This is a genomic window from Cupriavidus sp. DB3, assembly GCF_020418465.1.
GTDB classification, from domain to species: domain Bacteria; phylum Pseudomonadota; class Gammaproteobacteria; order Burkholderiales; family Burkholderiaceae; genus Cupriavidus; species Cupriavidus cauae.
The window spans coordinates 438243-459971 of sequence record NZ_JAIZPL010000001.1 but is presented as its reverse complement, the minus strand read 5'-3'; the positions used below and the strand labels follow the sequence as shown (position 1 = coordinate 459971).

Below are 21729 nucleotides of genomic sequence, written 5' to 3'. Positions count from 1 at the left end.
GCATTCCGGACGCCGCCCCAGAGTTGACACAACAGTTGACCAGAAACAGAGGAGACAACCATGCCTTTCACCAAGCTGATCACGACGGTAGCGATCCCTGCCGCGCTGATCATGGCCCCCAGCCTGTCGTCGGCAGAGACGCCGAAATACCCGACCCGCCCCGTCACCATCATCGTGCCCGCACCGGCAGGCGGCGGCATCGATCTGATCGCCCGCGTGGTCGGAGAAAAGCTGGCGGTCAAGCTGGGGCAGCCCTTTATCGTCGAGAACCGTCCCGGCGCATCGAACAACCTCGGCACCGCGGTACTGGCCAATGCCAAGCCGGATGGCTACACGATCGGCATCGTCGGCGGCAGCCACAACATCAATAAATACCTCTTCAAGAATCTCGGCTGGGATCCGGAAAAGAGTTTCGAGCCGATCGTCTATACCCACGTGATTCCGCTGGTGTTCGCGGTCAATCCGAAAATCCCCGCCAAATCGATCCCCGAACTGGTCAATTGGATGAAGGCCAATCCGGGCGAGGCGAAGGTCGCGACTTCCGGCCGTGGCAGCGCGCAAGAGATGGCCGCGGAAATGTTCCGCATGGTCAGTGGCGCCAATATGCTGCTGATCCCGTACAAGGGCTCGCCCGCCGCGCACCCCGACCTGGTGGCCGGGCGCACCGTACTCTTCATCGACACGATCAGCGCGATCCAGGAGCAGGTCAAGGCCGGCAATGTCCGCGCGCTCGCCGTATCGACGCGGAGCCGCTCCAAGGCCCTGCCCAATGTCCCGACCGCGGAAGAGCAAGGACTGAAGGGCTATGACGCCAACACCAATGGCGGATTCCTGGCGCCGGCGGGCACGCCAAAAGAAATCGTTGCCAGGCTCAATACCGAGATCAATGCGGCATTGAAGCTGCCGGAGGTACGCGCCAAGCTCGAAGCGGCCGGGATCGAGGTCCAGGGCGGCACGCCGCAGGAGTACGCCGCGCTGATCAAGTCCGACCTTGCCAAATGGGGGAAGGTGGTCAAGGAGGCCGGCATCCAGCAGGAATAGCGGCCATTAAAAGAATTGGGCAATTCTTTGCCCGTCGGCCCTAAAGTTTTCCACCCCTCTGCCGTCAATCCGCGTTGAGCACAAAAAACCGGACCACGCAGTCCGGCCCGGCGAAGGCGTCCGCCTTTGGGCGCCAACCCACACCAAAGGGGAGCGGAGGCAGAAATGCATATCGGAAACTGGACCATCCGAGCGCGGCTCGGGGCATGTTTTGGCGCGGTGCTGCTGGTGCTGGCAATCGCGCTGGGAATGGGTGTCACGCAGCTGCGCGCCATCGGCGAGGCGGCCCATGCGGCCGATACCGCGGCCGACACCACGGCCAAGGGCGCGGCCTCCCTGTCCCAGCTGGATCAACAAATCACCACTACCACCGAATGGATGGCCGGCCTGGGCATCGCCGCCCTGCTGCTGGCGGTGGCAAGCGTCCACGCGCTGTCCAAGGGCATTCAGCAGCCGCTGGCCGAAGCCGAGCTGATCGCCGAAACGGTGGCGGCGGGCGACCTCAGCCAGGAATTCGAGACCGAGCGCACCGGCCCCTTCGGCGCCCTGCTCGGCGGGCTCGGCCGGATGGAGGACATGCTGACCGACCTGATTACGCGGATCAAGACGTCCACCGACTCGATTACCGAAGCCTCGCACCGGATCGCGGCCGGCAACACCGATCTGTCGCAGCGCACCGAGCAGCAGGCCGCGACGCTGCAGGAAACGGCGTCCAGCATGAGCGAGCTGACCGCGATGGTGCAGCAGAACACCGAGCGCGCCCGCGAGGCGAACCGCTTTGCGCAGTCGGCGTCGGGCATCGCCGAGCGCGGCGGCGAGGTGATGACCGCCGTGGTCGACACGATGCAGGCGATCGATACCAGCTCGAAAAAGGTCGCCGATATCGTCGACGTGATCCAGGGGATCGCCTTCCAGACCAACATCCTGGCGCTCAATGCCGCGGTCGAAGCGGCGCGCGCCGGCGAGCAGGGTCGCGGCTTCGCGGTGGTGGCCGGTGAAGTGCGCACGCTGGCCCAGCGCAGCGCCGCGGCGGCGCGCGAGATCAAGGACCTGATCGACGATTCCGTGCAGCAGGTCGGCAGCGGTTCGACGCTGGTCGGCAAGGCCGGTCAGACGATGCAGGAAATCGTCGGGGCGGTCCGTCACGTGACGACGCTGCTGGGCGAGATCGGTACTGCGTCCGAGCACCAGAGCAGCGGCATTGCCCAGGTCGCCGAGGCGGTCACGCAGATGGATACCGTGACGCAGCAAAATGCCGCGCTGGTCGAACAGGCGGCCGCGGCGTCGAACGCGCTGGCCGACGAGGCGCGCGAGCTGCAAAGCGTGGTGGCCCGATTCCGGCTGGAGGCCGGTGCTGCCCCGATGCCGGCGTCGCGCGAGCCGTCCCTGCAATTGGCGGCGGCTCGGTAACCGGCGACGTCACGCTATTGGTCCAGGGCCCGGTCCGCATTGCCGACCCGGCCGGCCGAAGGCAGGCAACGTCCGGCGCGGCCCCCGGTGCCGTCGTCAGTTCAGCCGCTGGCCAGACGCCGCATCGAACAGGTGGACATGCTCGACCCGAGGCGTCAGCTTCAGCGCGGTGCCGGGGCGAGCGTCCACGCGCTCCCGGAATGCCGCCACCACCTGATGGCGTCCGAGCTTGGCCGCGATCAGCGTTTCCGCGCCGGTCGGTTCGACCACCACGACCCCGGCTTCCAGCGTGCCGCCCGCCTCGAGCGCGAAATGCTCGGGCCGCACGCCATACAGGACCTCATGGCCATCCACTGCCTCGGGGAGACGATGGAGCGGCAGCCGCAGGCCATCGTCCGTCAGCACCGCCGGCGCGCCATGGCGTTGCACGCGCCCGCGGAAGAAGTTCATGGCAGGCGAGCCGATAAAGCCCGCGACAAAGGCATTGCGCGGGCGATCGTAGAGTTCCAGCGGCACGCCGGACTGTTCGACCACCCCATCCTTGAGCACGACGATGCGATCGGCCATCGTCATCGCCTCTACCTGATCGTGCGTGACGTACAGCGTGGTGGTCCCCAGCCGCTGGTGCAGCGCCTTGATCTCGGTGCGCATCTGCACGCGCAGCTTGGCGTCGAGGTTCGACAGCGGCTCGTCGAACAGGAAGGCTTCCGGCTGGCGCACGATCGCACGACCCATGGCCACGCGCTGGCGCTGGCCGCCCGACAGGCGGCGTGGCGTGCGGTCGAGCACGGCGGAAAGGCCGAGCGTCTCCGCCACGGCCTGCACGCGCCGCTCGATCTCCGCCTTGGGCACGCCCTGCAGCTTCAGCGAGAAGCCGAGGTTCTGCGCCACCGTCATATGCGGATACAGCGCGTAGTTCTGGAACACCATCGCGATATTGCGGTCGCGCGGCGCCACGTCGTTGATCAGCCGGTCGCCCAGCCGGATCTCGCCCGCGGTGATCGGCTCAAGGCCTGCCACCATGCGCAGCAGCGTGGATTTGCCGCAGCCCGACGGGCCAACCAGCGCGACGAACTCGCCGTCGCGGATATCGATCGACAGGTCGTAGATGACCTCGGTGCTGCCGTACGCCTTGCGCAGATGTCGGAGAGAGATGGAAGCCATGAGTCCTTCGGAATGGGAATTGCGGGCCCGCCGTCAGTCCTTGACGCCGCCGGCGGTCAGCCCCCGCACCAGGTACTTGCGCACCAGCAGCGTGAATGCCACCACCGGCAGCATCACCAGCGTGCCGCCCGCCGCGATCTTGGTCCATTCCCATCCTTCGTATTGCAGGAAATTGACGATCGCGACCGGCGCGGTCACGGCTTGGGTCCGGGTCAGGATCAGCGCATAGAAGAAGTCGTTCCACGAGAAGATGAAGCACAGCACGGCGGTGGCGGCCACGCCCGGCGCCGCGAGCGGCAGCGTAACGCGCCAGAACGCACTCCAGACACCGCAGCCATCGATCCACGCGGCCTCTTCCAGTGCGGCCGGTACCGCCTCGAAGAACCCCTGCATCAGCCAGATCACCACGGCCAGGTTGAAGGTCAGATAGACCAGGGCCAGTCCCCAGACGGTGTCGAGCAAGCCGATCCAGCGGTAGGCAAGAAAGAACGGGATCGTGAAGGCGATCGGCGGCGCCATCCGCGTGATTAGGATCCACAGCGCCACCCGGCCGCGCGCGCGGAAACGCCACCGCGTCAGCGCGTAGGCGGCCGGCACGCCGATCGCCAGCGACAGCACCGTGGACAGCGAGCTGACCAGCAGGCTGTTGGCGAACGAGCGGGCAAAGTTGCCTTGCAGCAGCGCGCGGAACGCCTCGATCGTGGGCGTAAACAGCAGGCTGTCGTCGAACGCGCCTTCGGCCGGCCTGAAGGCGATCTGCACCAGCCACAGGAACGGAAACATCAGCACCAGCAGCAACACGACTGCCAGCGCGACGCGGCCGTGGCGACGCAGCCAGGCCAACGGCCTTGCCCCCGATCGCCGCAACGCCGGCACATCGTGCTCGGCGGCGCTGTCGCGGGGTGGCAATCGCAGCGTGTCAGTCGTGGCGTTCATTCCCATCGCTCCCCTGAAACCGGCTGATCGACCAGCTGATGGCAAACACCGCCACCAGCATCACCACGGCAATCGCGCTCGCATAACCCCAATACGAGAAATTGAATGCCTGGATAAAGCCGTAGAAGTTGGTGACCTCCGTTACCGTGCCCGGTCCGCCATTGGTCAGCACATAGATCAGCGGAAACGCCTTGAAGCTGTCGATCAACCGGAACAGCGCGCACACCACCAGCACCGCCCGGATATAGGGCAGCACGATGTAGCGGAACAACTGCCAGCGGTTCGCGCCATCGATGCGCGCCGCTTCCAGCGGCTCGTCGGGGATCATCTGCAATGCCGCCAGCACCATCAGCATCGTGAACGGAAACCACTGCCAGGTCTCGGCAATGCTGATGGCCCACAGCGCGGTATCCGGATTGGCGATCAGCGATCGCAGCGGCAGGCCGATCTGCTCCAGTGCCCGATGCAGCGGGCTGACGTCGGGCGTGTACAGGATCTTCCAGATCAGCGCGACGACGATCGGCGGCAGCACCATGGGGATCAGGAAGACCGAGCGAATCGCCGCCAGCACGCGGGAGTTCGCATTCAGCAGCAGCGCGATGGCCAAGCCCAGGGCGAGCTGCAACGTCACGCTGGACAGCGACAGCCGCACCTGCACCCACAACGAGCCGATAAAGCGTGGATCGTCCAGCAGTTGCCTGTAGTTGACGAGGGGATCGTCGAAGCGGAACGTCCCTGCCGGGTCCAGCAGGTTCAGCGGCGTCAGGCTGATCAGCAGCAATGCCGCGGCGGGCACGAGCGTGATGGCGCCCAGTATCAGCAGCGATGGCGCCAGGCCAAACAGGAAGGCGCGCCGCCGTTCGGCTTCCCAGCCGCGTGGCGACGCGGCGTGCCGGATCGAAACGGAGCCCGCCATCAGACCGCCACACCCGCCCGCTTGAGCTCGGCGATGGCCGCTGCCTGCGCCTGCTTCATCGCGCCGGCCGCACTCTGCTGACCGGAAACGATCAGCTCGATCGCCTTGTTCAGCTGCTGATCGACCTGCGGATAGACCGAGACGGTGCGGTATTTCATATGCCCCTGCTTGCCGGACAGCTCGATGGAATCGGTGCACAGCTTCGCGATGTCATAGCCGTTGACGACCTGCCGCTTGCGGAACACGTCGGCGTCGATGTCCGAACGCCGCGACGGCGAGCCATAGCCGGCGGCAACCGCCCGCCGCGTGATCGTCTTCGAGGTGGCCCAGACGATGAACTGCCAGGCCGCATCCTTGTTCTTGCTGCCGACCGGTATGCCATAGCCGTGCACCGCCGTCCCCGGGAAACGGCCCGCCGGCCCCTTCGGCACCAGGCCCCACGCGGCGGTTTGCGCGGCCTTGCTCGAGGCAGGGTCGCCGACCTGCGACAGATAGATCTGGCCTAGCGTGCTGAAATTGCTGCGGCCGGCCTTGAGCGCCTGCACCGCCTGGTCCGGCGTATACGAGACGGCGCCGTCGGGGCCGAACTCGCGCAGCAGGCGCGCGAAATAATCGGCCGCGGCAATCGCCTCCGGTGTATCCAGTGTGGGATACAGGTCGTCCGGCGCCTTGCGGAAGACGTCGCCGCCAAAGGCATGCAGATACGGCGGAAAGGTCCAGCCGTAGTGGTTGTCGGTGACGAAGCCGGCGACGCGCTCCTTGCGATTGACAGCCTTCAGCGTCCTGACCAGATCGTCGGTGGTATCCGGATAGGCGAGTCCCGCCGCCTTGACCAGATCGAAGCGCGACGAGGCGCTGATGGTCACCTCGGCGGTCCACGGCACGCCGTAGAGCTTGCCATCGCGGCCCGTCTCCGGCGCGCGGGCGCCGGGCAGGAAATCGTTGATATCGAAGTCGGCTGGCGTGCGGCCGGGATCCTTGATGAAATCGTCGAGCGGCGTCAGCCAACCGGATTGAATCCAGCGGCTCGAATAGATGAACGTCACGTTCACCACGTCGAAGCCCGAGCCCTTGGTCGACAGTTCCAGATCGACGCGCTGGTTGTAGACCGGAAAGGACGGCGTGTCGAAGTTGACCTTGATGCCGGTCTGCGCCTCGAACTCGGGCAACCATTGCCGCAGCAGCTTCTGGTAAGGCGCGCTGAATGCGGAAACGTTGAGCACGACGCCGGCGTACTTCTTCGCGCCTTGCGCGAATGCCGGCGCCCCAAGCACGGCACCGGCACCCAGTGCCGCGCCGGCGCGCAGCACGCGGCGGCGGCCGATGTCAGGCGCCGTCGACGGCCGGTGGTCGGTGCTCAAGACAGGCGCAGTGGCGGAATCGTCAGACTCGATTGCAGTGGTCATGTCATGTCCTGATGCATTGGCATGAATCACTGCTGCGCGGCGGCAGTCAGGTCGACACTGCGGCGGCCGTCGACCCCGACCGGCACGTCGCCGCTGACGGTCACGCGCCGCACCACGCGGTGCTGGTCGCCGTAATCGTTGAGCGCATAGTGTTGCGTGGCGCGGTTGTCCCAGATCGCCACGTCGCCGGGCGACCAGCGCCAGCGCACGGTGTTCTCGAGCCGTACCACGCGGTTTTGCAGGACCTCGAGCAGATGGCGGGATTCGCTGGTGGAAAGCCGCGACAGCCGCTTGATGAAATGCCCCAGCAGCAGCGCACGTTCACCGGTTTCCGGATGGACCCGCACGACGGGATGCTCGGCCTCGATGACCGTGCGCGTGAAGACGGCACGATACTTCTTGCGCCCCTCCGCCTCCTGCTCGCTCGCGCCGTGGTCGACGCGGGTCTCGGCGTAGTCGAAGTCGTTGCCGTGGACGGCCCACAGACGATCGGCGATCGCCTTCAGTTCTTCCGGCAGCGCGTCATAGGCGGCCACCGTGTTGGCCCACACGGTATCGCCGCCTACCGGCGGCAAAACCACGGCCCGCAGGATGCAGACCTTGGGCGGCGCGACCTTGAAGGTCACGTCGGTATGCCAGGAATCGGCGCGGCCGCCATGGCGCGAGTCGAGTTCGAGGAAGGTGGTGCCGTCGGGCGCGGGCACGGTGGGGTGCGATTCGATCTCGCCCCACAGCCGGCCGAACGCCTGGTGCGTGGCGTCGTCCAGATGCTGCTGCCCGCGCAGGAACAGCACGCGATGCCGCAGCAAGGCGGCCTTCAGCGCCTCCAGCGTGCTCGGGTCGAGCGAGCCGGACAGGCGCAATCCGCGCACTTCGGCCCCGATGCGGGGCGAAACCGGAACGATGTCCAGCTCGCTGGACGTGATGGCAGGACGATCCTGGATGACGGCGCTCATCGCTTCTCCGTGGCATGAATGGGACCAGACAATGGTATGGGTCCCATTCCGCCAGGAGAACGAAGCAAAACGTATGTCGATATGCGCGCGAACTACTTCACCGGCGTCAGAATCGGCGCGCCCTGCTTCTTGATCAGGAACACCACGAACTTGGCCGGCTGCGTCTTGCTGGCGTTGCGCCCGACGGTGTGGATGTCGTTCGGGCCCTCGTGGAAGGTGTCGCCGGCCTTGAGCATGACCTCCTTGCCGCCCTTGACGCCCATCACGATGCTGCCCTCCAGCACATAGACGAAGCCGTGTGCGTCATGGCGATGCACGGGGTCGGCGCCGCCCGGCGCGTAGTCGACGACGATCATCTCGACTTCCTTGCCGGGGTACTCGGGCAACGGCTGCGTCAGCAGCGGCTTGACCGAGACGCCTTCTCCGGCCGCGATGGCGGGCTGCCCCATCATCATGGACGACAGCAGCAGCGTTGCGGCAAAAGCAGTGACTGGCTTCATCGCATTACTCCAGGTTGGCCTTGTCGAGGCCGAACGCCTTGTCGGACGAGCCCGGCACGGTGCGGAACGCGACGTTCAGGCGGTTCCAGGAATTGATCGCGCCGACCAGGAAGGTCAGGTCCGACAGCTCCTTCTCGCTGTACTGGGTCCGCACGCGTTCGTAGATGTCGTCGGGCACGCCGTGGGCCGGGATATGGGTCAGCACCTCGGCCCACGCCAGCGCGGCGCGCTCGCGCGGCGAGAACAGCGTCGATTCGCGCCAGACGGCCAGATGATGCAGGCGCAGTTCGCGCTCGCCGTGGATCTTCGCCATCTTGATGTGCATGTCGACGCAGAAGCCGCAGCCGTTGAGCTGCGAGGTGCGGATCTCGACGAGTTCGCGGATATGGGGCTCGATCGTCGTCTTCTGGAACATCGTGCCGAGTTCGATCAGCTTCCTGGACAGTTCCGGCGATTGCTGGAAATAGTTGAGGCGTTGGGTCATGGTGGCTCCTGGTGAGCGGAAATCAGTGTTGTCTTCACCGAGGCCGCATCGCGAATCGATGCGGCTCGGCTTGGATGGCATCGTAGGGTTGGGGCCGTTTCCCCGGTAGTACCGCCAAGGTGCGCACGCTGTTGCCGCTTCGGCACCAATCGCGGATTCCCGTCCTCAAACCGACACGGTAATGACGGTGCGAATGCCTTCGCGCGCCATCTTGGCGTAGGGACAGAAGCGCTCGGTATGGCGAACGAGTTCTTCGGCGACCGGCTTGTCGACCCCCGGCATGCGGATATGGATCTCGGCAATCAAGGCGTAGCCGCCGTCGCTGGGATCGCGGCCGAACGAGACCTTGGCCGCGACGGTCATTGCGGTGACATCGATCTGCTCGCGCTGCGCCAGCAGGCTCAAGGCCCCGTGGAAGCACGCCGCGAAGCTAGCGGCAAAGAGTTGCTCGGGATTGGTGCCGCCGCCCGGGCCGCCGAGCGCCGCCGGCAACCTCAGTTCGAATTGCAGGTTGCCGTCATCGGACCGCGCGATACCGGAGGCTCGGCCGTGCCCGGACTCGCCTCCCGATACCGTCACGGTGGTCGTGTACAGCGTGGCAAAGTCGCGTCCGCGATAGCGGTCGAGCAGCGTCAGCGGTGGCGGTTTGAGCCCCTTGTTTTCCATCGGCACGCCGCGCCTAGTGGGCTTGCGACTTGCGCATCCAGTCTTCGAAGCGGACGCGCCCGAGATGCGCCTGGCCCTCCGGCACCAGCGTGCCCGTCTGCAGCTCGGCGCCGAAGTAGCGCGCGGCGGGATCGACCTGCACGGTCCGTGCATCGCCGATCGCCTTCAGATAGCGCTGCACGAGGTCGCTCATCTTGAACTGCTCGGGACCGGCAATCTCGACGATGCCGTTCGCCGGCGCGGCCAGCGCGCGCTCGGCCACGGCCTGCGCGACGTCGTCCGACGAAATGGGCTGGATCAGCGCCGACGACAGCCGGATCGCGTCGCCCTGCGCCGCGGATTGCACGATGCCGCCGAGAAACTCCATGAACTGGGTCGAGCGGACGATCGTGTAAGGCACGCTGGACTGGCGGATCAGCGCCTCCTGCGCGATCTTGGCGCGGAAGTAGCCGCTCTGCTGCAGCTTGTCGGTGCCCACCACCGACAGCGCGACGTGGTGCGCCACGCCCGCTTCCTTCTCGGCAACGGCGAGATTACGCCCCGAGGTCTCGAAGAAATGCAGGACCGCCGCGTCCTCGAACGACGGCGAATTGGCGAGATCGACTACCACCTTCGCGCCCGCCAGGGCCTCCGCCAGGCCTTCGCCGGTCAGCGCGTTGACGCCGGTCTGCGGCGCGGCGGCAATCACCTCATGGCCCTGCGCCGACAGTCTCGCCACGACCTTCTTGCCGATCAGGCCGGTCCCGCCAATGACAACGATCTTCATGATGCGTCTCCCTGCTGTGTGTGGAGTGAGTGGAAATGGAACAGCTCCACCTCATGCTAGGGGTCGCGGGGGTTGGGCACCAGACCGAAGCGCGGACCACGGTGTTTCCCGTTTGGCACCAATCGCGCGGGCAGCAGGCATCCCGGCCGCACTGCCGGTCGCGGCGGCGGGACGCGGGACGGAAATCGCAGGATGGCTCGAAGGCGATGCGCGGATCAGCGATTGACCCGCAGCCGGTATTCGCTGGGCGAGAAACCGAAGTGCCTCTGGAAGGCGACCCGCATGCGCTCCTCGCTGCCAAAGCCGCATTCGCGCGCGATCTGGTCGACCGGCTTGTCCATGTCCTGCAGCAGGCCGCGCGCTGCTTCCATGCGGAAGTGCTCGACCCCCTTGGCGGGCGTGCGTCCGGTCTTTTCCTTGTAGACCCGCGCGAAGTTGCGAGGACTCATGCCGACGCGATCGGCCAGTTGCTCGACGGACAGGTCTTCGCGGGACAGATTCTGGACGATCCACAAATGCAGCGTCTCGAACAGCGGTACCTGCCGGCTCTGCGTGATCAGGATCTCGCTGAGCTGTGGCTGTGCCCCGGGGCGCTTCATATAGACCGCCAGCTCCTTGGCGACGTTGAGCGCGACCTCGTGGCCGCAATCGGCCTCCACCATGGCGAGCGCCAGATCGATGCCGGTGGTGACGCCGGCCGAGGTCCACAGATTCTGCTGCTGCACGAAGATCGCATCGGCATCCAGGTCGACCGTCGGGAACATCTCGTGAAACCGCTGCAGCATCGCCCAATGCGTGGTGGCCCGCTTGCCATCGAGCAGCCCGGCGTGGGCCAGCAGGAACGCCCCGCTGCAGACAGAGGCCGTGCGACGGACCCTGGCGGAGGCCATGCCCAGCCATTCGATCAGCGATCCGGAGTCGATGGCGACCTGGAGAATGTTCGGCGAGCCCGGCACGATCACGGTGTCGACCTCGCGCAGGTCCAGGGTATCGAGCGCCACGGTCTGCATCGCCGTGCCCTCCACCGCCGCGACCGCCCCGCCGGACTCGCTGGCGACATGGCAGCGATAGCCCGGCATGCCGCGCTCGTGGGCGTAATGGGATGCGGCCCAGAACACGGTCTGCGGGCCGGCGAAATCGAGCAGGCTGACCTCGGGATACAGCACAAACACGACATTGCGCGGCATGGGTTCAATGGGCGCGGAGGCGGAGGGCGAGGGATTCAATTCCATGGCAGCCGAGAAGAGGACACCGGATGTTATGTCGTGCCGGCGATGGCGTGCAAGCGCGCGCAAGCGTGTGCAACGACATGCAAGGGCGTGCGAGCAGCGTATCCATGCGGCGCCCCATGCGGCAATGCGGCAATGCGACGCCGTTTCCATTTCTGCACCAATCTCGATCGCACATGGCAAAGCGCGCGGAAACCCGATGGCAGCCTGGCAGAAAATCAGGGAACGCTGTCATTTACCGTACACCGGCGCCTGATTAGCATCCAGGCACGCCTCATTTCTTGCGGCGATGCATTCAGGGAGTGCTGAAATGAACGAACCGGAAACAGCGGAACGCGCCTTCCGCCTCAGCCTGCCCAATCGCGCCGACGCGCTTTCCACCGGCTTTGCGGCGAGCTATGCCGGCATCATGGCGTTCATGGCTGTCGCCAGCGAGGGCAGCTTTGCCAAGGCCGGCGAGCGCCTGGGCATCGGCCGCTCCGCGGTCAGCCGCAACGTGCAGAAGCTGGAGACCCAGCTCAGTACGCGGCTGTTCCTCCGTACCACGCGCACCACGCAGCTGACGCGCGAAGGTCAGCGCTTCTTCGAAAACTGCCACCAGGGCGTGACGCATATCGTCGAGGCGATGAACGACATGCTGGAGCTCCGGGAAGGTCCGCCGCGCGGCCTGATCCGCATCAGCTCGACGGTCGGCTTCGGCAGGAAGATCATCGCGCCGCTGCTGGAACGCTTCATGAAGGCCTATCCGGATATCGCCATCGACCTGCTGCTCGACGATCGGCCCACCGACTTCGCCTCCGAGCAAATCGACGTGGCATTCCGCAACGGTCGCATCGAAGATTCGAGCATCATCGCCAAGCGGCTGATTCCGATGCAGATGGCGTTGTGCGCTTCGCCCGCTTATGTGGCCGCGCACGGATTGCCGCAGACGCTGGAACAACTCGCCGAGCACGATTGCATCAATTTCCGCTTTGCCAGCGGGCGGATATTCGAATGGGAATTCAAGGTCGATGGCGCCGTGCGCAAATACATGCCCACGGCGCGGCTGACCTTCAACGACGCCGATCTGGTGTTCGAAGCGGTGCTGCAGGGATGGGGCATCGCGCAAATGGCGGGATACCAGATCTGCGATCACATCGCGGCCAATGAACTTGTCGTGGCGCTGGCCCGGCACGCGCCGGACGATCGCGGCCACTTTATCTGCTATCTCAGCCGCCAGCACCTGCCGACCCGCATTCGCGTCTTTATCGACTTCATGACCGATCAGATCCGCGCGCTGGATCTCGATTGCCTGACGGGATTCAACGCGAAAACGCTGGAGCAGGAACTGGCGGCTTGATATCCGGTTCAACGCCCTGACAATCCGACGACCTGGCGCCCCGACGAACTTGACGGCCTACGGGCCTACCGGCCTGGCCGCCGACCGTACTATCGCCCGACAAACCTCGGCACCCGCTTTTCCTTCCAGGCGATGGCCCCCTCCTTGATGTCCTCCGATTGCACCGAGCGCTGCATATCGGCGGCCAATGCTTCGACGTCCAGCACGCCGCGCGCAATCGCATTCAGATGCTTCTTCATGCCGAACACCGAAATCGGCGCCAGCGACGCGATGGTGGAGGACAGTTGCTCGACGCGTTCGCGCAGCGCCGAAGCCGGCAGCAATTCGGTCAGGAAGCCACAACGGAACATCGCCTCGGCATCGATCTTCTCGGCCGTCAGGAACAGATGCTTGGCGGCATTCAAACCCAGCCGCGAGACATAGCGCTCCATGCCACGCTGATAGAAATGCAGGCCCAGCCGAGCGGCCGGCATGAACATCTCGGTGGCGAGTGTCCCGATGCGGAAGTCGCATGCCAGCGCGAGATCGGTGCCGCCGCCGTAGACCCCGCCGTGAATCTCGGCAATCGTCACGGGGCGGCAATCTTCCAGCGCATTGACCAGCGGCTCGAACCCGGCGCCGCGCTGACCCGCGGCCAGCTTGCCGATATCGAAGCCGCTGCAGAAATACTTGCCGCTGCCGCGGATGCGTAGCACCAGCACGTCGGCCTCATTGACCGTGTCGACATGCTGGCGCAGCGCGGCCAGGTCGTCCGGGCCGAGCCGGTTGGCGACCTCCGGCCGGCTCAGCGTAATGGTGGCGATGCGGTCTTCGATTTCCAGAATGGGGAGCGATCCGGTGTCTGACATGGGCTGGCCTTGCAATGAGAGGGAGTGGTCGAATCAAGGGGAAAGCAATGCGGCTTACGCGCTTGCCACGGCGGCATCGAAGCGATCGATCCGTGCTTCGGCAAACGCGGGACGTGCCTGCACCCGCCGCCACCAGTCCGCCACGGCGGGCGCGGCATCCGGCGACAGTGCGTCGGCATCGAGTTCGGCAAGACGGGCCACGAACGGCACGGCGGCGATATCGGCCAGCGTGTAGCGATCGCCGAACAGCCAGGGGCCGTCCTCCAGCATCGCCTCCATCTTCGGCACGATGGCCTTCAACTGGTCCAGCGCGGCGCGCTTCTCGTCGTCGGTATAGGGCCGTCGCGCGACGCGCAGCCACGCCTCGCGCCGCTGCGCGGTCGGCACGCGGGCCAGCCGTTCGGCCAGCTCCGCGTCGGTCCATTGCGACGCCTGCGCCTGGAATACCTGGCTCCAGTTCAGGATCAGCAGATTCGGCAGCGCGCGCTCGTCGGTCCAGCGAATGAAATTGCGCATCTCGGCGCGCCGATAGGGATCGGCCGGCCGCAGCGGCGGCTCCGGATGCGTGTCGTCGAGGTATTCGCAGATGGTGCTGCTTTCGTGCAGCGCCCGGCCGTCGTCCAGTACCAGCCCGGGCACCACGCCGTTGGGATTGACGGCCAGATAGGCCGCGGAGTGATGCTCCTGCCGGCGCATGTCGACCGGCACGCTGTCGTAGCGGATGCCCTTCTCCGCCAGGCACAGGCGCACGCGGCGCGACGCACTGGACAGCCAGCTGTGATAGAGCTTCATGCCGCTTCTCCTGGTAATACGGTTTCCATCGCAGGCGGGACTACGGAATCAGGACCACGGCGCCGCTGGTCTGCCGGGCTTCGAGCTGCCGGTGGGCCTCGCGCGCGTCGGCAAAGGCAAAGCGCTGGCCGACTTCGAGCCGCACATGCCCTGCCCCGACCGCCTCCGACAGCGCGGCCATGCCCTGGCGCAGCGAGGCGGCATCGGCAATGAAGGTGCGCAGCGTGGGACGGCAGACCATCAGCGACTTCGCGTGCAGCAGTTGCAGGTCGAACGCCTCGACATCGCCGGACGCGGTGCCATAGTTGATCGCCATGCCCAGCGGACGCAGGCACGACAGCGACGGCACGAACACATCCTTGCCGACGGCATCGTAGACCACCGCGACACCGCGGCCGTCCGTCAGTTCAAGCGTGCGGGCGACGAAGTCCTCGCGCCGATAGTCGATGACGTGATGGCAGCCATGGGCCAGCGCGATCTCTCGCTTGGCCTCCGAGCCGACCGTGCCGATCACCGTCGCGCCCAAGGCACGCGCCCATTGGCACAGGATCACGCCCATGCCGCCGGCCGCCGCATGTACCAGCACCGCATCGCCGGGTTGGACCGGGGAAATCCGGCGCAGCAGATATTCCGCGGTCAGGCCGCGCAGCAGCGTGGCGCCTGCCACGTCTTCGGGGATCTGCGCGGGCAATGGCACCACGCGTGCCGCCGGAACGTTGCGCACCACCTGATAAGCCCCCGGCTGGAAACAGCCGACCGATTGGCCGACCTCCAATCCGCTGACGCCCGGCCCCACCGCTTCGATGCGGCCCGCCCCCTGCGAGCCGAGCACGATCGGGAACGAGGTCGGCTGATGGGGGCCGTGGCTGCCGCGCCGTTGGTAGATGTCCGCGAAATTGACGCCGATCGCGCTCTGCCGGATCTGGACTTCGCCTTCGCCCGGCGGCGGCACGGCGACTTCGATGAACTCCAGTTCGTCCGGGCCGCCGTTTCTCTGTATTTGTATTGCCGCCGATTGCATACGATTCCTTGAAGGGGGACGCACGTTCGTCGCCTGGAGGTCACTTATTGGTGCCGCACTCTGGCCGTGCGAGCGATCACGTGCGGCCGCAGGCCACCGCACAGCGCAAAGTCTAGGACACAGAGCGACTCTCCGCATCCATACAACCCCCTATTCGTATACATACGATTGTTGTGCGTATACTCCCAGCACCCAATCATCCTTCCCCTGCCATGGCCCAATCCGAATCCCAACTTCCATTGCACGGCATCAACGTCCTCGACCTGACCGTCGCCCGCGCCGGCCCGGCCGCGGTACGGCTGCTCTCCGACTGGGGCGCCAATGTCATCCGGCTCGAGCCGCCGCCGCCAAAGGACCACGGCTCGGTGACCGGCCAACGCCGCGGCTCGGATGAGCAGAACCTGCACCGCAACAAGCGCAGCATGTGCGTGGACCTGAAGACGCCGGAGGGCGCGCAGATTCTGGCGCGGCTGCTGGAGAACACCGACGTGGTGGTCGAGAACTTCCGCTCGGTGGTCAAGGCCAGGCTCGGGCTGACATACGAGGCGCTGAGCGCCCGCAATCCGCGCGTGATCCTCGCCAGCATCTCGGGCTTCGGCCAGGATGGCCCCTACAGCGAACGGCCCGGCGTCGACCAGATCGTGCAGGGGATGTGCGGGCTGAGCTCGGTCACCGGCGAGCCGGGGCGCGGCCCGGTCCGCGTCGGCATCGCGATCTCGGACACCACGGCGGGCATGTTCCTGGGCCAGGGGATTCTGCTGGCGCTGTTCCACCGCGAACGGACCGGTCGCGGCCAATGGGTCCATACCTCGCTGATCGAGTCGATGCTCAACAAGCTCGATTTCCAGGCGGCGCGCTACACGGTCGACGGCGAAGTGCCGACGCAGCAAGGCAACGCCCATCCGACGCTGGTGCCGATGGGCACCTATCGCGCCAGCGATGGCCTGGTCAATATCGCGGCCAGCACGCAACGGATGTGGGCCAACTTCTGCCAGGCGCTGGAGGCGCACGATCTGATCGACCACGCCGACTATCGCGACGCGCGTTCGCGTGCCCGCAATCGGGCCGCGCTCGACAAAGCGATCCAGGCCCACACCTCGCGCTTTACCTGCTCGGAATTGATGGCGCGGCTCAATCCGGCCGGCGTGCCTTGCGGCCCCGTGCTCGATATCGGGCAGGCCTTCGAGGACCCGCAGGTCCGCCACCTCGGCATGACCCGTACCGCGCGCCATCCTGTTTTAGGCGAACTCGACCTGCTGCGCTCGCCGATCAACCTGTCCGCCGCGCCCCACCCCGAGCGCTTTGCGCGCGCGGCGCCGGACCCCGGTGAGCAGACCGACGAGCTGCTCGGCGAGCTGGGCTTTGCGCCGGAGCTGATCGCGCAGTGGCGCGACAAGGGCGCCATCGCCTGACGATCGACGAGGGGCCGCAGAGCCCCATCGACCCAAGGAACATAACAAGGAGACACCGATGCACAGCCATTCCACAGCGACCTCCGCGGCCTCCCGGGCCTTTAGGGCTTCCAGGGCCTCTGCCACTGTCGCGGCCCTGGCGGCCGTGGGTCTGATCGCCGCCATCGCGCCCGGCGCCGCGATGGCCGAAGGCTATCCGAACAAGCCGATCCGGCTGGTGATCGGCTACACGCCGGCCGGCGCGGCCGATTTCGTTGCGCGCGTGGTGGGCGAGGCCATGTCCAAGGAGCTGGGACAGCCGGTGGTGGTCGAGAACAAGCCCGGTGCCGGCAGCACGCTCGCATCGGCATGGCTGGCGCAGGCGCCGGCGGACGGCTATACGCTGGGGCTGGCCACGGCGACGATCTATGGCATGGACCAGCACCTGTACAAGGTCAAGTACAAGGCCGACAGCTTCACGCCGATTACGCGGCTGACCATCTCGCCGCTGATCCTGGCCGTCAACAAGGACCTCGGCATCGCCGACGTGAAAACGCTTGCGGCGAAGGCCAAGGCGAATCCCGGCAAGTTCAACTACTCGTCTTCGGGCATCGGCGGATCGCCGCATGTCGCCGGGCTGTCGTTTGCGAACGCGGTCGGTGTCGACATGACACACGTGCCGTACAAGGGCGGCGCGCCGGCCTTGCAGGCGGTGGCGGCGGGCGAAGTGGAGTTTTCCTTCGGCACGGCATCGTCGGTGCTGCCGCTCGGCACGCAGGGCGTGGTCAAGATGATCGGCGTCACGACGCCGCAGCGCTCCGCCGTGGCGCCGGGGCTGCCGACCATTGCCGAGCTCGGTTTGCCAGGCTTCGACTACACGTTCTGGTTCGGGCTGTTCGGACCGGCGGGGCTGCCGAAGGAGGTCACGGACAAGCTCTACGCCGTCGCCACCAAGGTGCTGGCCGATCCGGCCATTCGCACGCGTCTTGTCGACAACGGCAGCGAACCGGCACCGTCGCGCTCGCCAGCCGAGTTCAAGCAATGGGCGCAGCAGGATGGCAAGAACGCGCTGCAACGCACGGTGCAGGCGGGCGTGAAGATCGATTGAAACGCGCGGCGCCGGCTGGCGCGGTTGTTGGTGCACAGGCTGGCGTGTCTTCTGTCGCGCTTGCTGACGCGCACGCTGCCGTGCTTTCTCGCGCTTGCCTGGGCGCCCCGGCTCAGCGCGCCCCCTTGGCGCCGACGGCCTCGTCCGGCATCGACGCGATCATGTCCGCATAGACATTGCCGCCGGTCGAGATGTGCTCGACCATCGCCCGCGCCGCTGCCTCTTCATCGCCGCGCAGGATCGCCTCCATCACCGCGCCATGTTCCTCGAGCGACGCGCGAATGCGCGCGGGCTTCTCGAAGCGGTAGTCGCGCATGCCACGCATGCGGGCCCGCATCGTGCGAATCTGCGCGCTCAGGATCTCGTTGCGGCAGGCCTCGTAGATGACCGCGTGGAAACGGTCATTGGCCTCGCGGTAACGGTCGGCACTGGCCTGCGCCGCCGCCTGCTGGCAAGCCGCATAGGCTTCCCGCAGCGCCTCCCGTTCGGACTCGGTGATACGCCGCGCCGCCAGCTGGGCCGCCAATGCCTCCAACTGGACCAGGATCTCGCTCATGGCAACGTATTCGCGCAGCGTGATGGCGGACACTATGGCGCCGCGGCGCGGCACCAGATCGACCAGCCCCGCCGACGCCAGCCGGATCAACGCCTCCCGCACCGGCGTACGCGATACCGAGAAACGCGACAGCAGTTGCTGTTCGTCGAGTTGGGCGCCGCTGGCCAGCTTGCCGGACAGAATCTCCTGTTCGATGGTGGCGCGGATCGTTTCCGCCAGACTCGTTCGCTCTTCGGGCATGCGGCAGGGACATCGGTTTGAGTGGGGGCAATTCTACTACGGGGGCCACCCGGAACGCCGTTTTTGCATGCACTGCGCGGCGTTATGTGTACGGAGACGTGGCCGGACGTTGAACTGCCTGCCAAGCCGGCCACCGGGCCGAGCGTTTTTACCGTCGCATGCAATTTTTTCGCCGGCCTTGTCGCCGCCTTGGTCGCCGGCCATACGCCGACCGATATGCGGCGGTGTCATTGCGATGGCGCACGACATCCCAACGCCAGCCTTGTGCAGGCCCGGCACAGGCCCTGCACAAGCCCCAGCAAGCCCTGCGCGAGCCACGGGGCGAAGGCGGTGATCGGCGAGGCCGGCGTTGGGCGCGGATATTGCTGATTGGTCGTACCTATCCACCTTCAAGGGAGAACACGCCATGCCTATCCGTACCGCAGCACTCAGTGTCGTCAGTACCGCCGCCTGTTCCCTGCTGCTGTCCACCGCGGTGATGGCGCAAGGCACCAGCACCGCGCCGAAGAACACGGCGCCCGGCAATATGCCCGCCACGACCGCAACGGATCAGACCACCACGCGAGGCACCGCGGGCGACACCAGCAAGCTGGTGCGCGCCGACCGCAGCTTCCTGGAAAACGCCGCGCAGGGCGGCCTGGCCGAGGTCGAGGGCAGCAAGCTGGCCGAACAGAAGGCTTCCAATGCCGACGTCAAATCGTTTGCGGCCCGCATGATCAAGGACCACACCGCGGTCAACGAGGAGCTCACCAAGCTGGCCTCGAGCAAGGGCTATACCCCGCCGACCGAGCCTTCGGTCGTGCAGCGCACCGAGCTGAAGGGGCTCAGCGCGCTCGATGGCGAGCGCTTCGACAAGATGTACGCCAGCCGGATCGGCGTCGCCGCGCATGAAAAGACCGTGAAGCTGTTCCAGGAAGCCGCGAAGAACGCGAAGGACCCGGACATCAAGGCCTTCGCCGCCAAGCACGTGCCCGATCTGGAGCAGCATCTGCAGATGGCGCGTGACCTGAACAAGAAGGTCGGCAACGACAAGTAAGGTCCCGTCGTTAGAGGCCCCGTCGTCAGGCCCTCTTGCGGGGCCAGTCGTAAGGCCCTGCTATCAGTCCCAGTCTTGCCGCTGGCAGGCCGCCGCATCTGACCGCGGCGGCCTGCTGGTCCGGTCGATCACCGCTCCGCTTCGCCCCAGGCCTATCCGCCGCGCGCGCCTCACTCCGATGTCGCACCGCCATGGCAGCAATGGCCGCCCTGCACCGGCGCTGCCTCCGTGCCGCAGCAGTTGCCCGGCAACACCGGCGCCTGCACGCCGCTGTGATTACAGCACCCGCCCTTCCACCAGCGCGCGCCCTCGCCTTCGCAGTACTTGGCATCGGCATCGACCATCCGCATGAACATCGGGTGGTAGTTGCGGCAGACCTCCAGCTCGGTCTTGACCCAGTGCAGCGGGTCCTTTGCATAGTGCGACCAGTAGTCGCCCTGCATATTGATGCCCGGCACCGCGGGATTCCAGCTCTCGTCGAGCCACAGGTCCGGATCGCCGTATTTCGCGCACAGCTTGCGGATGGCGGGGTCGTCGAGCGCCAGCAGGCGGCCGTTCTCGATGATGTTCTCGTTGTCGCCGGACCGCTCGGTGGTGTACGTGGGGAAATACAGGTGCAGGTGCCAGTGGCCGACCAGATGCCCCATCCTGGCGGCCTCGCGCTCGGCCATCGAGGAGATGATGGTGCCGAAGCCCATATGGATGACGCCGGAGCGCACGCGCTCGTACAGGCAATTGACGAAGCCCGACGGGAAGTCCTTGCGCGGCCGGTGGATATGCGGATTGGTGCCGATCGACGCCTCCCACCAGTACATCAGGCCCTTGCCTGGGAAGGTCGGATACTGGATGTCCCGGGTCTGCTCCATCACGTTGCGCAGCTTGTCGCCAAAGTCGCCGCCGGCGTTGATGCGCGTGATCTTCGAATTCTCGACCACGAGCTGGGTCCAGTCGCACGGCGCGATATGGTTGGTGGTGCCGGCGATCACGCCGCAGCCGTCCTCCTTGAACGGATGAAACATCCACGGCCGCCCGGTGATATGCCCCGGCAGATAGGTCTTGCCGAAATGCTCGTTGCCGCGCCAGGTCGCCGCGGTCAGGTCGGGGTGATAGAACTCGCGCCGCGCGTCCCAGTAGTCGTCGTGATTGGTGAAGCTGATGTCGGTGCCCTCGGGGTCCGTAATGCGCGCCCGCCGCGCGGTACGGATGCGGTCCCAGGTCCAGCGGTCGATCGCGTTGATGACCTCGATCGGCATCGCATGCGCGGGCGAGGCCAGGATCTCCGGCGTGATGAAGGGCATGCGCTGGATCTTGATGAAGCGCTCGGCCAGCACCGGGCCGCCGTAGCCCATCAAGATCTTGTCGTACTGCTGCTTCTTTTCTTCCTCTTCCCACATGTCCATCCACTGCGCCAGCTCGCGCGTGCGGAACAGGTAGTAGTCGACCTCGTCGGCCCCGACCCAGGTCGGGATCGGGCCGCGATCGACCTTCTGGATCTCGTACCTGACCTTGTACTTCTCGAGGATGCGCTGGCATGCCTGGATCGTCAGCTCGCTGTGCCAGTTGTCGACGCGCAGCAGCACGCGCTCGCCCTCCTTCAGGTCCCAGCAGGCGTTGAGCCCGTGGTTGTACGGACGGCGCGCGACGTGTTCGAGATACGGCAGCAGCTGGTCGGCATCGGTGATCTCGACGAACGGCGGGCATCGCGGGCGGCGACTGTCCTTCAGCGGCGGACGGTCGTAGTGCGGCAGGCCGCTGCGATCGTCGGCGGCAGGCGAGCGGTGGTTGGCGTTGGCGTTGGCGTTGGCGTTGGCGTTGGCGTTGGCGTTGGCGTTGTGGTTGGGCTTGGGAGCGGAATTGGCGGTCATGTCTCTCTCGGTCCTTGCGATGGGATGGCAGCCAGCCGGTCGGGGCGGCGGGACGTAGG

The 21729-nt window shown here is 66.2% G+C and carries 21 protein-coding genes; 6 read left to right on the top strand and 15 right to left on the bottom strand.

All coding sequences use genetic code 11. From position 1 onward, the window contains the following. Window positions 1-60 precede the first annotated feature (60 nt). Both K7G19_RS02005 and K7G19_RS02000 read left to right on the top strand, forming a co-directional pair. Complete coding sequence (locus K7G19_RS02005; protein ID WP_226105488.1) at window positions 61-1041, top strand: tripartite tricarboxylate transporter substrate binding protein; 981 nt, start codon at window positions 61-63, stop codon at window positions 1039-1041. Between the two features lie 165 nt (window positions 1042-1206). Next, window positions 1207-2451: a methyl-accepting chemotaxis protein gene (locus K7G19_RS02000; protein WP_226105486.1), complete on the top strand. Its 1245-nt coding sequence runs from the start codon at window positions 1207-1209 to the stop codon at window positions 2449-2451. Window positions 2452-2547: 96 nt separating this feature from the next. Here the strand turns inward: K7G19_RS02000 and K7G19_RS01995 are convergent, their stop codons facing one another. From K7G19_RS01995 to K7G19_RS01950, 10 genes are all read right to left on the bottom strand, one after another. Further along, window positions 2548-3615 carry an ABC transporter ATP-binding protein gene (locus K7G19_RS01995; protein WP_226105484.1) on the bottom strand — a complete coding sequence of 356 codons (1068 nt, stop codon included), beginning with the start codon at window positions 3613-3615 and terminating at the stop codon, window positions 2548-2550. 33 nt (window positions 3616-3648) lie between these two features. Beyond that, window positions 3649-4551 carry a carbohydrate ABC transporter permease gene (locus K7G19_RS01990; RefSeq protein WP_226105482.1) on the bottom strand — a complete coding sequence of 301 codons (903 nt, stop codon included), beginning with the start codon at window positions 4549-4551 and terminating at the stop codon, window positions 3649-3651. Beyond that, on the bottom strand, window positions 4535-5467 hold the full coding sequence (locus K7G19_RS01985; protein WP_149318257.1) for a carbohydrate ABC transporter permease: 933 nt from the start codon (window positions 5465-5467) through the stop codon (window positions 4535-4537). The genes K7G19_RS01990 and K7G19_RS01985 overlap by 17 nt, the downstream gene beginning before the upstream one ends. Next, window positions 5467-6873: an ABC transporter substrate-binding protein gene (locus K7G19_RS01980; RefSeq protein ID WP_226105479.1), complete on the bottom strand. Its 1407-nt coding sequence runs from the start codon at window positions 6871-6873 to the stop codon at window positions 5467-5469. Before K7G19_RS01980 ends, K7G19_RS01985 begins: the two co-directional genes overlap by 1 nt. Before the next feature lie 26 nt (window positions 6874-6899). Then, a complete protein-coding gene (locus K7G19_RS01975; RefSeq protein WP_226105477.1) occupies window positions 6900-7829 on the bottom strand; it encodes a TauD/TfdA family dioxygenase in 930 nt (309 codons plus the stop codon). Window positions 7830-7921: 92 nt separating this feature from the next. Then, complete coding sequence (locus tag K7G19_RS01970) at window positions 7922-8329, bottom strand: cupin domain-containing protein (RefSeq protein ID WP_226105475.1); 408 nt, start codon at window positions 8327-8329, stop codon at window positions 7922-7924. Between the two features lie 4 nt (window positions 8330-8333). Further along, window positions 8334-8813 carry a carboxymuconolactone decarboxylase family protein gene (locus K7G19_RS01965; protein WP_226105473.1) on the bottom strand — a complete coding sequence of 160 codons (480 nt, stop codon included), beginning with the start codon at window positions 8811-8813 and terminating at the stop codon, window positions 8334-8336. A 165-nt stretch (window positions 8814-8978) separates the two neighbouring features. Continuing rightward, on the bottom strand, window positions 8979-9479 hold the full coding sequence (locus K7G19_RS01960; protein WP_226105471.1) for an Ohr family peroxiredoxin: 501 nt from the start codon (window positions 9477-9479) through the stop codon (window positions 8979-8981). 13 nt (window positions 9480-9492) lie between these two features. Next, window positions 9493-10245, bottom strand: a complete 753-nt coding sequence (locus K7G19_RS01955; RefSeq protein ID WP_226105469.1) for an SDR family oxidoreductase — start codon at window positions 10243-10245, stop codon at window positions 9493-9495. Window positions 10246-10460: 215 nt separating this feature from the next. Further along, window positions 10461-11432, bottom strand: coding sequence for a GlxA family transcriptional regulator (locus K7G19_RS01950; protein WP_226105467.1), 972 nt, complete (start codon window positions 11430-11432; stop codon window positions 10461-10463). 352 nt (window positions 11433-11784) lie between these two features. Here K7G19_RS01950 and K7G19_RS01945 point away from each other — a divergent pair, with 352 nt between their 5' ends. Beyond that, on the top strand, window positions 11785-12813 hold the full coding sequence (locus K7G19_RS01945; protein WP_226105465.1) for a LysR family transcriptional regulator: 1029 nt from the start codon (window positions 11785-11787) through the stop codon (window positions 12811-12813). 89 nt (window positions 12814-12902) lie between these two features. On the opposite strand, the gene K7G19_RS01940 is transcribed toward K7G19_RS01945, so the two are convergent. The 3 genes from K7G19_RS01940 to K7G19_RS01930 are packed head-to-tail and all read right to left on the bottom strand — an operon-like array spanning window position 12903 to window position 15474. Next, window positions 12903-13661: an enoyl-CoA hydratase/isomerase family protein gene (locus tag K7G19_RS01940; RefSeq protein ID WP_226105463.1), complete on the bottom strand. Its 759-nt coding sequence runs from the start codon at window positions 13659-13661 to the stop codon at window positions 12903-12905. Window positions 13662-13715: 54 nt separating this feature from the next. Continuing rightward, window positions 13716-14453 carry a glutathione S-transferase family protein gene (locus K7G19_RS01935; RefSeq protein WP_226105461.1) on the bottom strand — a complete coding sequence of 246 codons (738 nt, stop codon included), beginning with the start codon at window positions 14451-14453 and terminating at the stop codon, window positions 13716-13718. A gap of 40 nt (window positions 14454-14493) precedes the next feature. Beyond that, complete coding sequence (locus tag K7G19_RS01930; protein WP_226105459.1) at window positions 14494-15474, bottom strand: quinone oxidoreductase; 981 nt, start codon at window positions 15472-15474, stop codon at window positions 14494-14496. Window positions 15475-15686: 212 nt separating this feature from the next. On the opposite strand from K7G19_RS01930, the gene K7G19_RS01925 reads away from it, so the two are divergent. Further along, entirely contained in the window at window positions 15687-16886 is a 1200-nt protein-coding gene (locus K7G19_RS01925) for a CaiB/BaiF CoA-transferase family protein (protein WP_226105457.1), read from the top strand. Window positions 16887-16944: 58 nt separating this feature from the next. Further along, window positions 16945-17973 (top strand): Bug family tripartite tricarboxylate transporter substrate binding protein, encoded by a 1029-nt coding sequence (locus tag K7G19_RS01920; RefSeq protein ID WP_370639467.1) that lies wholly within the window; start codon window positions 16945-16947, stop codon window positions 17971-17973. 112 nt (window positions 17974-18085) lie between these two features. Here K7G19_RS01920 and K7G19_RS01915 read toward each other — a convergent pair whose 3' ends face one another. Next, on the bottom strand, window positions 18086-18769 hold the full coding sequence (locus K7G19_RS01915; RefSeq protein WP_226105455.1) for a GntR family transcriptional regulator: 684 nt from the start codon (window positions 18767-18769) through the stop codon (window positions 18086-18088). Between the two features lie 406 nt (window positions 18770-19175). On the opposite strand from K7G19_RS01915, the gene K7G19_RS01910 reads away from it, so the two are divergent. Next, complete coding sequence (locus K7G19_RS01910) at window positions 19176-19805, top strand: DUF4142 domain-containing protein (RefSeq protein WP_226105453.1); 630 nt, start codon at window positions 19176-19178, stop codon at window positions 19803-19805. Window positions 19806-19975: 170 nt separating this feature from the next. On the opposite strand, the gene K7G19_RS01905 is transcribed toward K7G19_RS01910, so the two are convergent. Then, the gene (locus K7G19_RS01905) at window positions 19976-21670 is read right to left on the bottom strand and encodes a hypothetical protein (RefSeq protein ID WP_226105451.1); all 1695 of its coding nucleotides are present in this window, start codon (window positions 21668-21670) and stop codon (window positions 19976-19978) included. Window positions 21671-21729 lie beyond the last annotated feature (59 nt).

Excerpts from the sequence above, each read along its gene's own strand:
- K7G19_RS02005 (WP_226105488.1), top strand. The coding sequence starts at position 61 with ATGCCTTTCACCAAGCTGATCACGACGGTAGCGATCCCTGCCGCGCTG.
- K7G19_RS02000 (WP_226105486.1), top strand. The coding sequence starts at position 1,207 with ATGCATATCGGAAACTGGACCATCCGAGCGCGGCTCGGGGCATGTTTT.
- K7G19_RS01995 (WP_226105484.1), bottom strand. The coding sequence starts at position 3,615 with ATGGCTTCCATCTCTCTCCGACATCTGCGCAAGGCGTACGGCAGCACC.
- K7G19_RS01990 (WP_226105482.1), bottom strand. The coding sequence starts at position 4,551 with ATGAACGCCACGACTGACACGCTGCGATTGCCACCCCGCGACAGCGCC.
- K7G19_RS01985 (WP_149318257.1), bottom strand. The coding sequence starts at position 5,467 with ATGGCGGGCTCCGTTTCGATCCGGCACGCCGCGTCGCCACGCGGCTGG.
- K7G19_RS01980 (WP_226105479.1), bottom strand. The coding sequence starts at position 6,873 with ATGACCACTGCAATCGAGTCTGACGATTCCGCCACTGCGCCTGTCTTG.
- K7G19_RS01975 (WP_226105477.1), bottom strand. The coding sequence starts at position 7,829 with ATGAGCGCCGTCATCCAGGATCGTCCTGCCATCACGTCCAGCGAGCTG.
- K7G19_RS01970 (WP_226105475.1), bottom strand. The coding sequence starts at position 8,329 with ATGAAGCCAGTCACTGCTTTTGCCGCAACGCTGCTGCTGTCGTCCATG.
- K7G19_RS01965 (WP_226105473.1), bottom strand. The coding sequence starts at position 8,813 with ATGACCCAACGCCTCAACTATTTCCAGCAATCGCCGGAACTGTCCAGG.
- K7G19_RS01960 (WP_226105471.1), bottom strand. The coding sequence starts at position 9,479 with ATGGAAAACAAGGGGCTCAAACCGCCACCGCTGACGCTGCTCGACCGC.
- K7G19_RS01955 (WP_226105469.1), bottom strand. The coding sequence starts at position 10,245 with ATGAAGATCGTTGTCATTGGCGGGACCGGCCTGATCGGCAAGAAGGTC.
- K7G19_RS01950 (WP_226105467.1), bottom strand. The coding sequence starts at position 11,432 with ATGCCGCGCAATGTCGTGTTTGTGCTGTATCCCGAGGTCAGCCTGCTC.
- K7G19_RS01945 (WP_226105465.1), top strand. The coding sequence starts at position 11,785 with ATGAACGAACCGGAAACAGCGGAACGCGCCTTCCGCCTCAGCCTGCCC.
- K7G19_RS01940 (WP_226105463.1), bottom strand. The coding sequence starts at position 13,661 with ATGTCAGACACCGGATCGCTCCCCATTCTGGAAATCGAAGACCGCATC.
- K7G19_RS01935 (WP_226105461.1), bottom strand. The coding sequence starts at position 14,453 with ATGAAGCTCTATCACAGCTGGCTGTCCAGTGCGTCGCGCCGCGTGCGC.
- K7G19_RS01930 (WP_226105459.1), bottom strand. The coding sequence starts at position 15,474 with ATGCAATCGGCGGCAATACAAATACAGAGAAACGGCGGCCCGGACGAA.
- K7G19_RS01925 (WP_226105457.1), top strand. The coding sequence starts at position 15,687 with ATGGCCCAATCCGAATCCCAACTTCCATTGCACGGCATCAACGTCCTC.
- K7G19_RS01920 (WP_370639467.1), top strand. The coding sequence starts at position 16,945 with ATGCACAGCCATTCCACAGCGACCTCCGCGGCCTCCCGGGCCTTTAGG.
- K7G19_RS01915 (WP_226105455.1), bottom strand. The coding sequence starts at position 18,769 with ATGCCCGAAGAGCGAACGAGTCTGGCGGAAACGATCCGCGCCACCATC.
- K7G19_RS01910 (WP_226105453.1), top strand. The coding sequence starts at position 19,176 with ATGCCTATCCGTACCGCAGCACTCAGTGTCGTCAGTACCGCCGCCTGT.
- K7G19_RS01905 (WP_226105451.1), bottom strand. The coding sequence starts at position 21,670 with ATGACCGCCAATTCCGCTCCCAAGCCCAACCACAACGCCAACGCCAAC.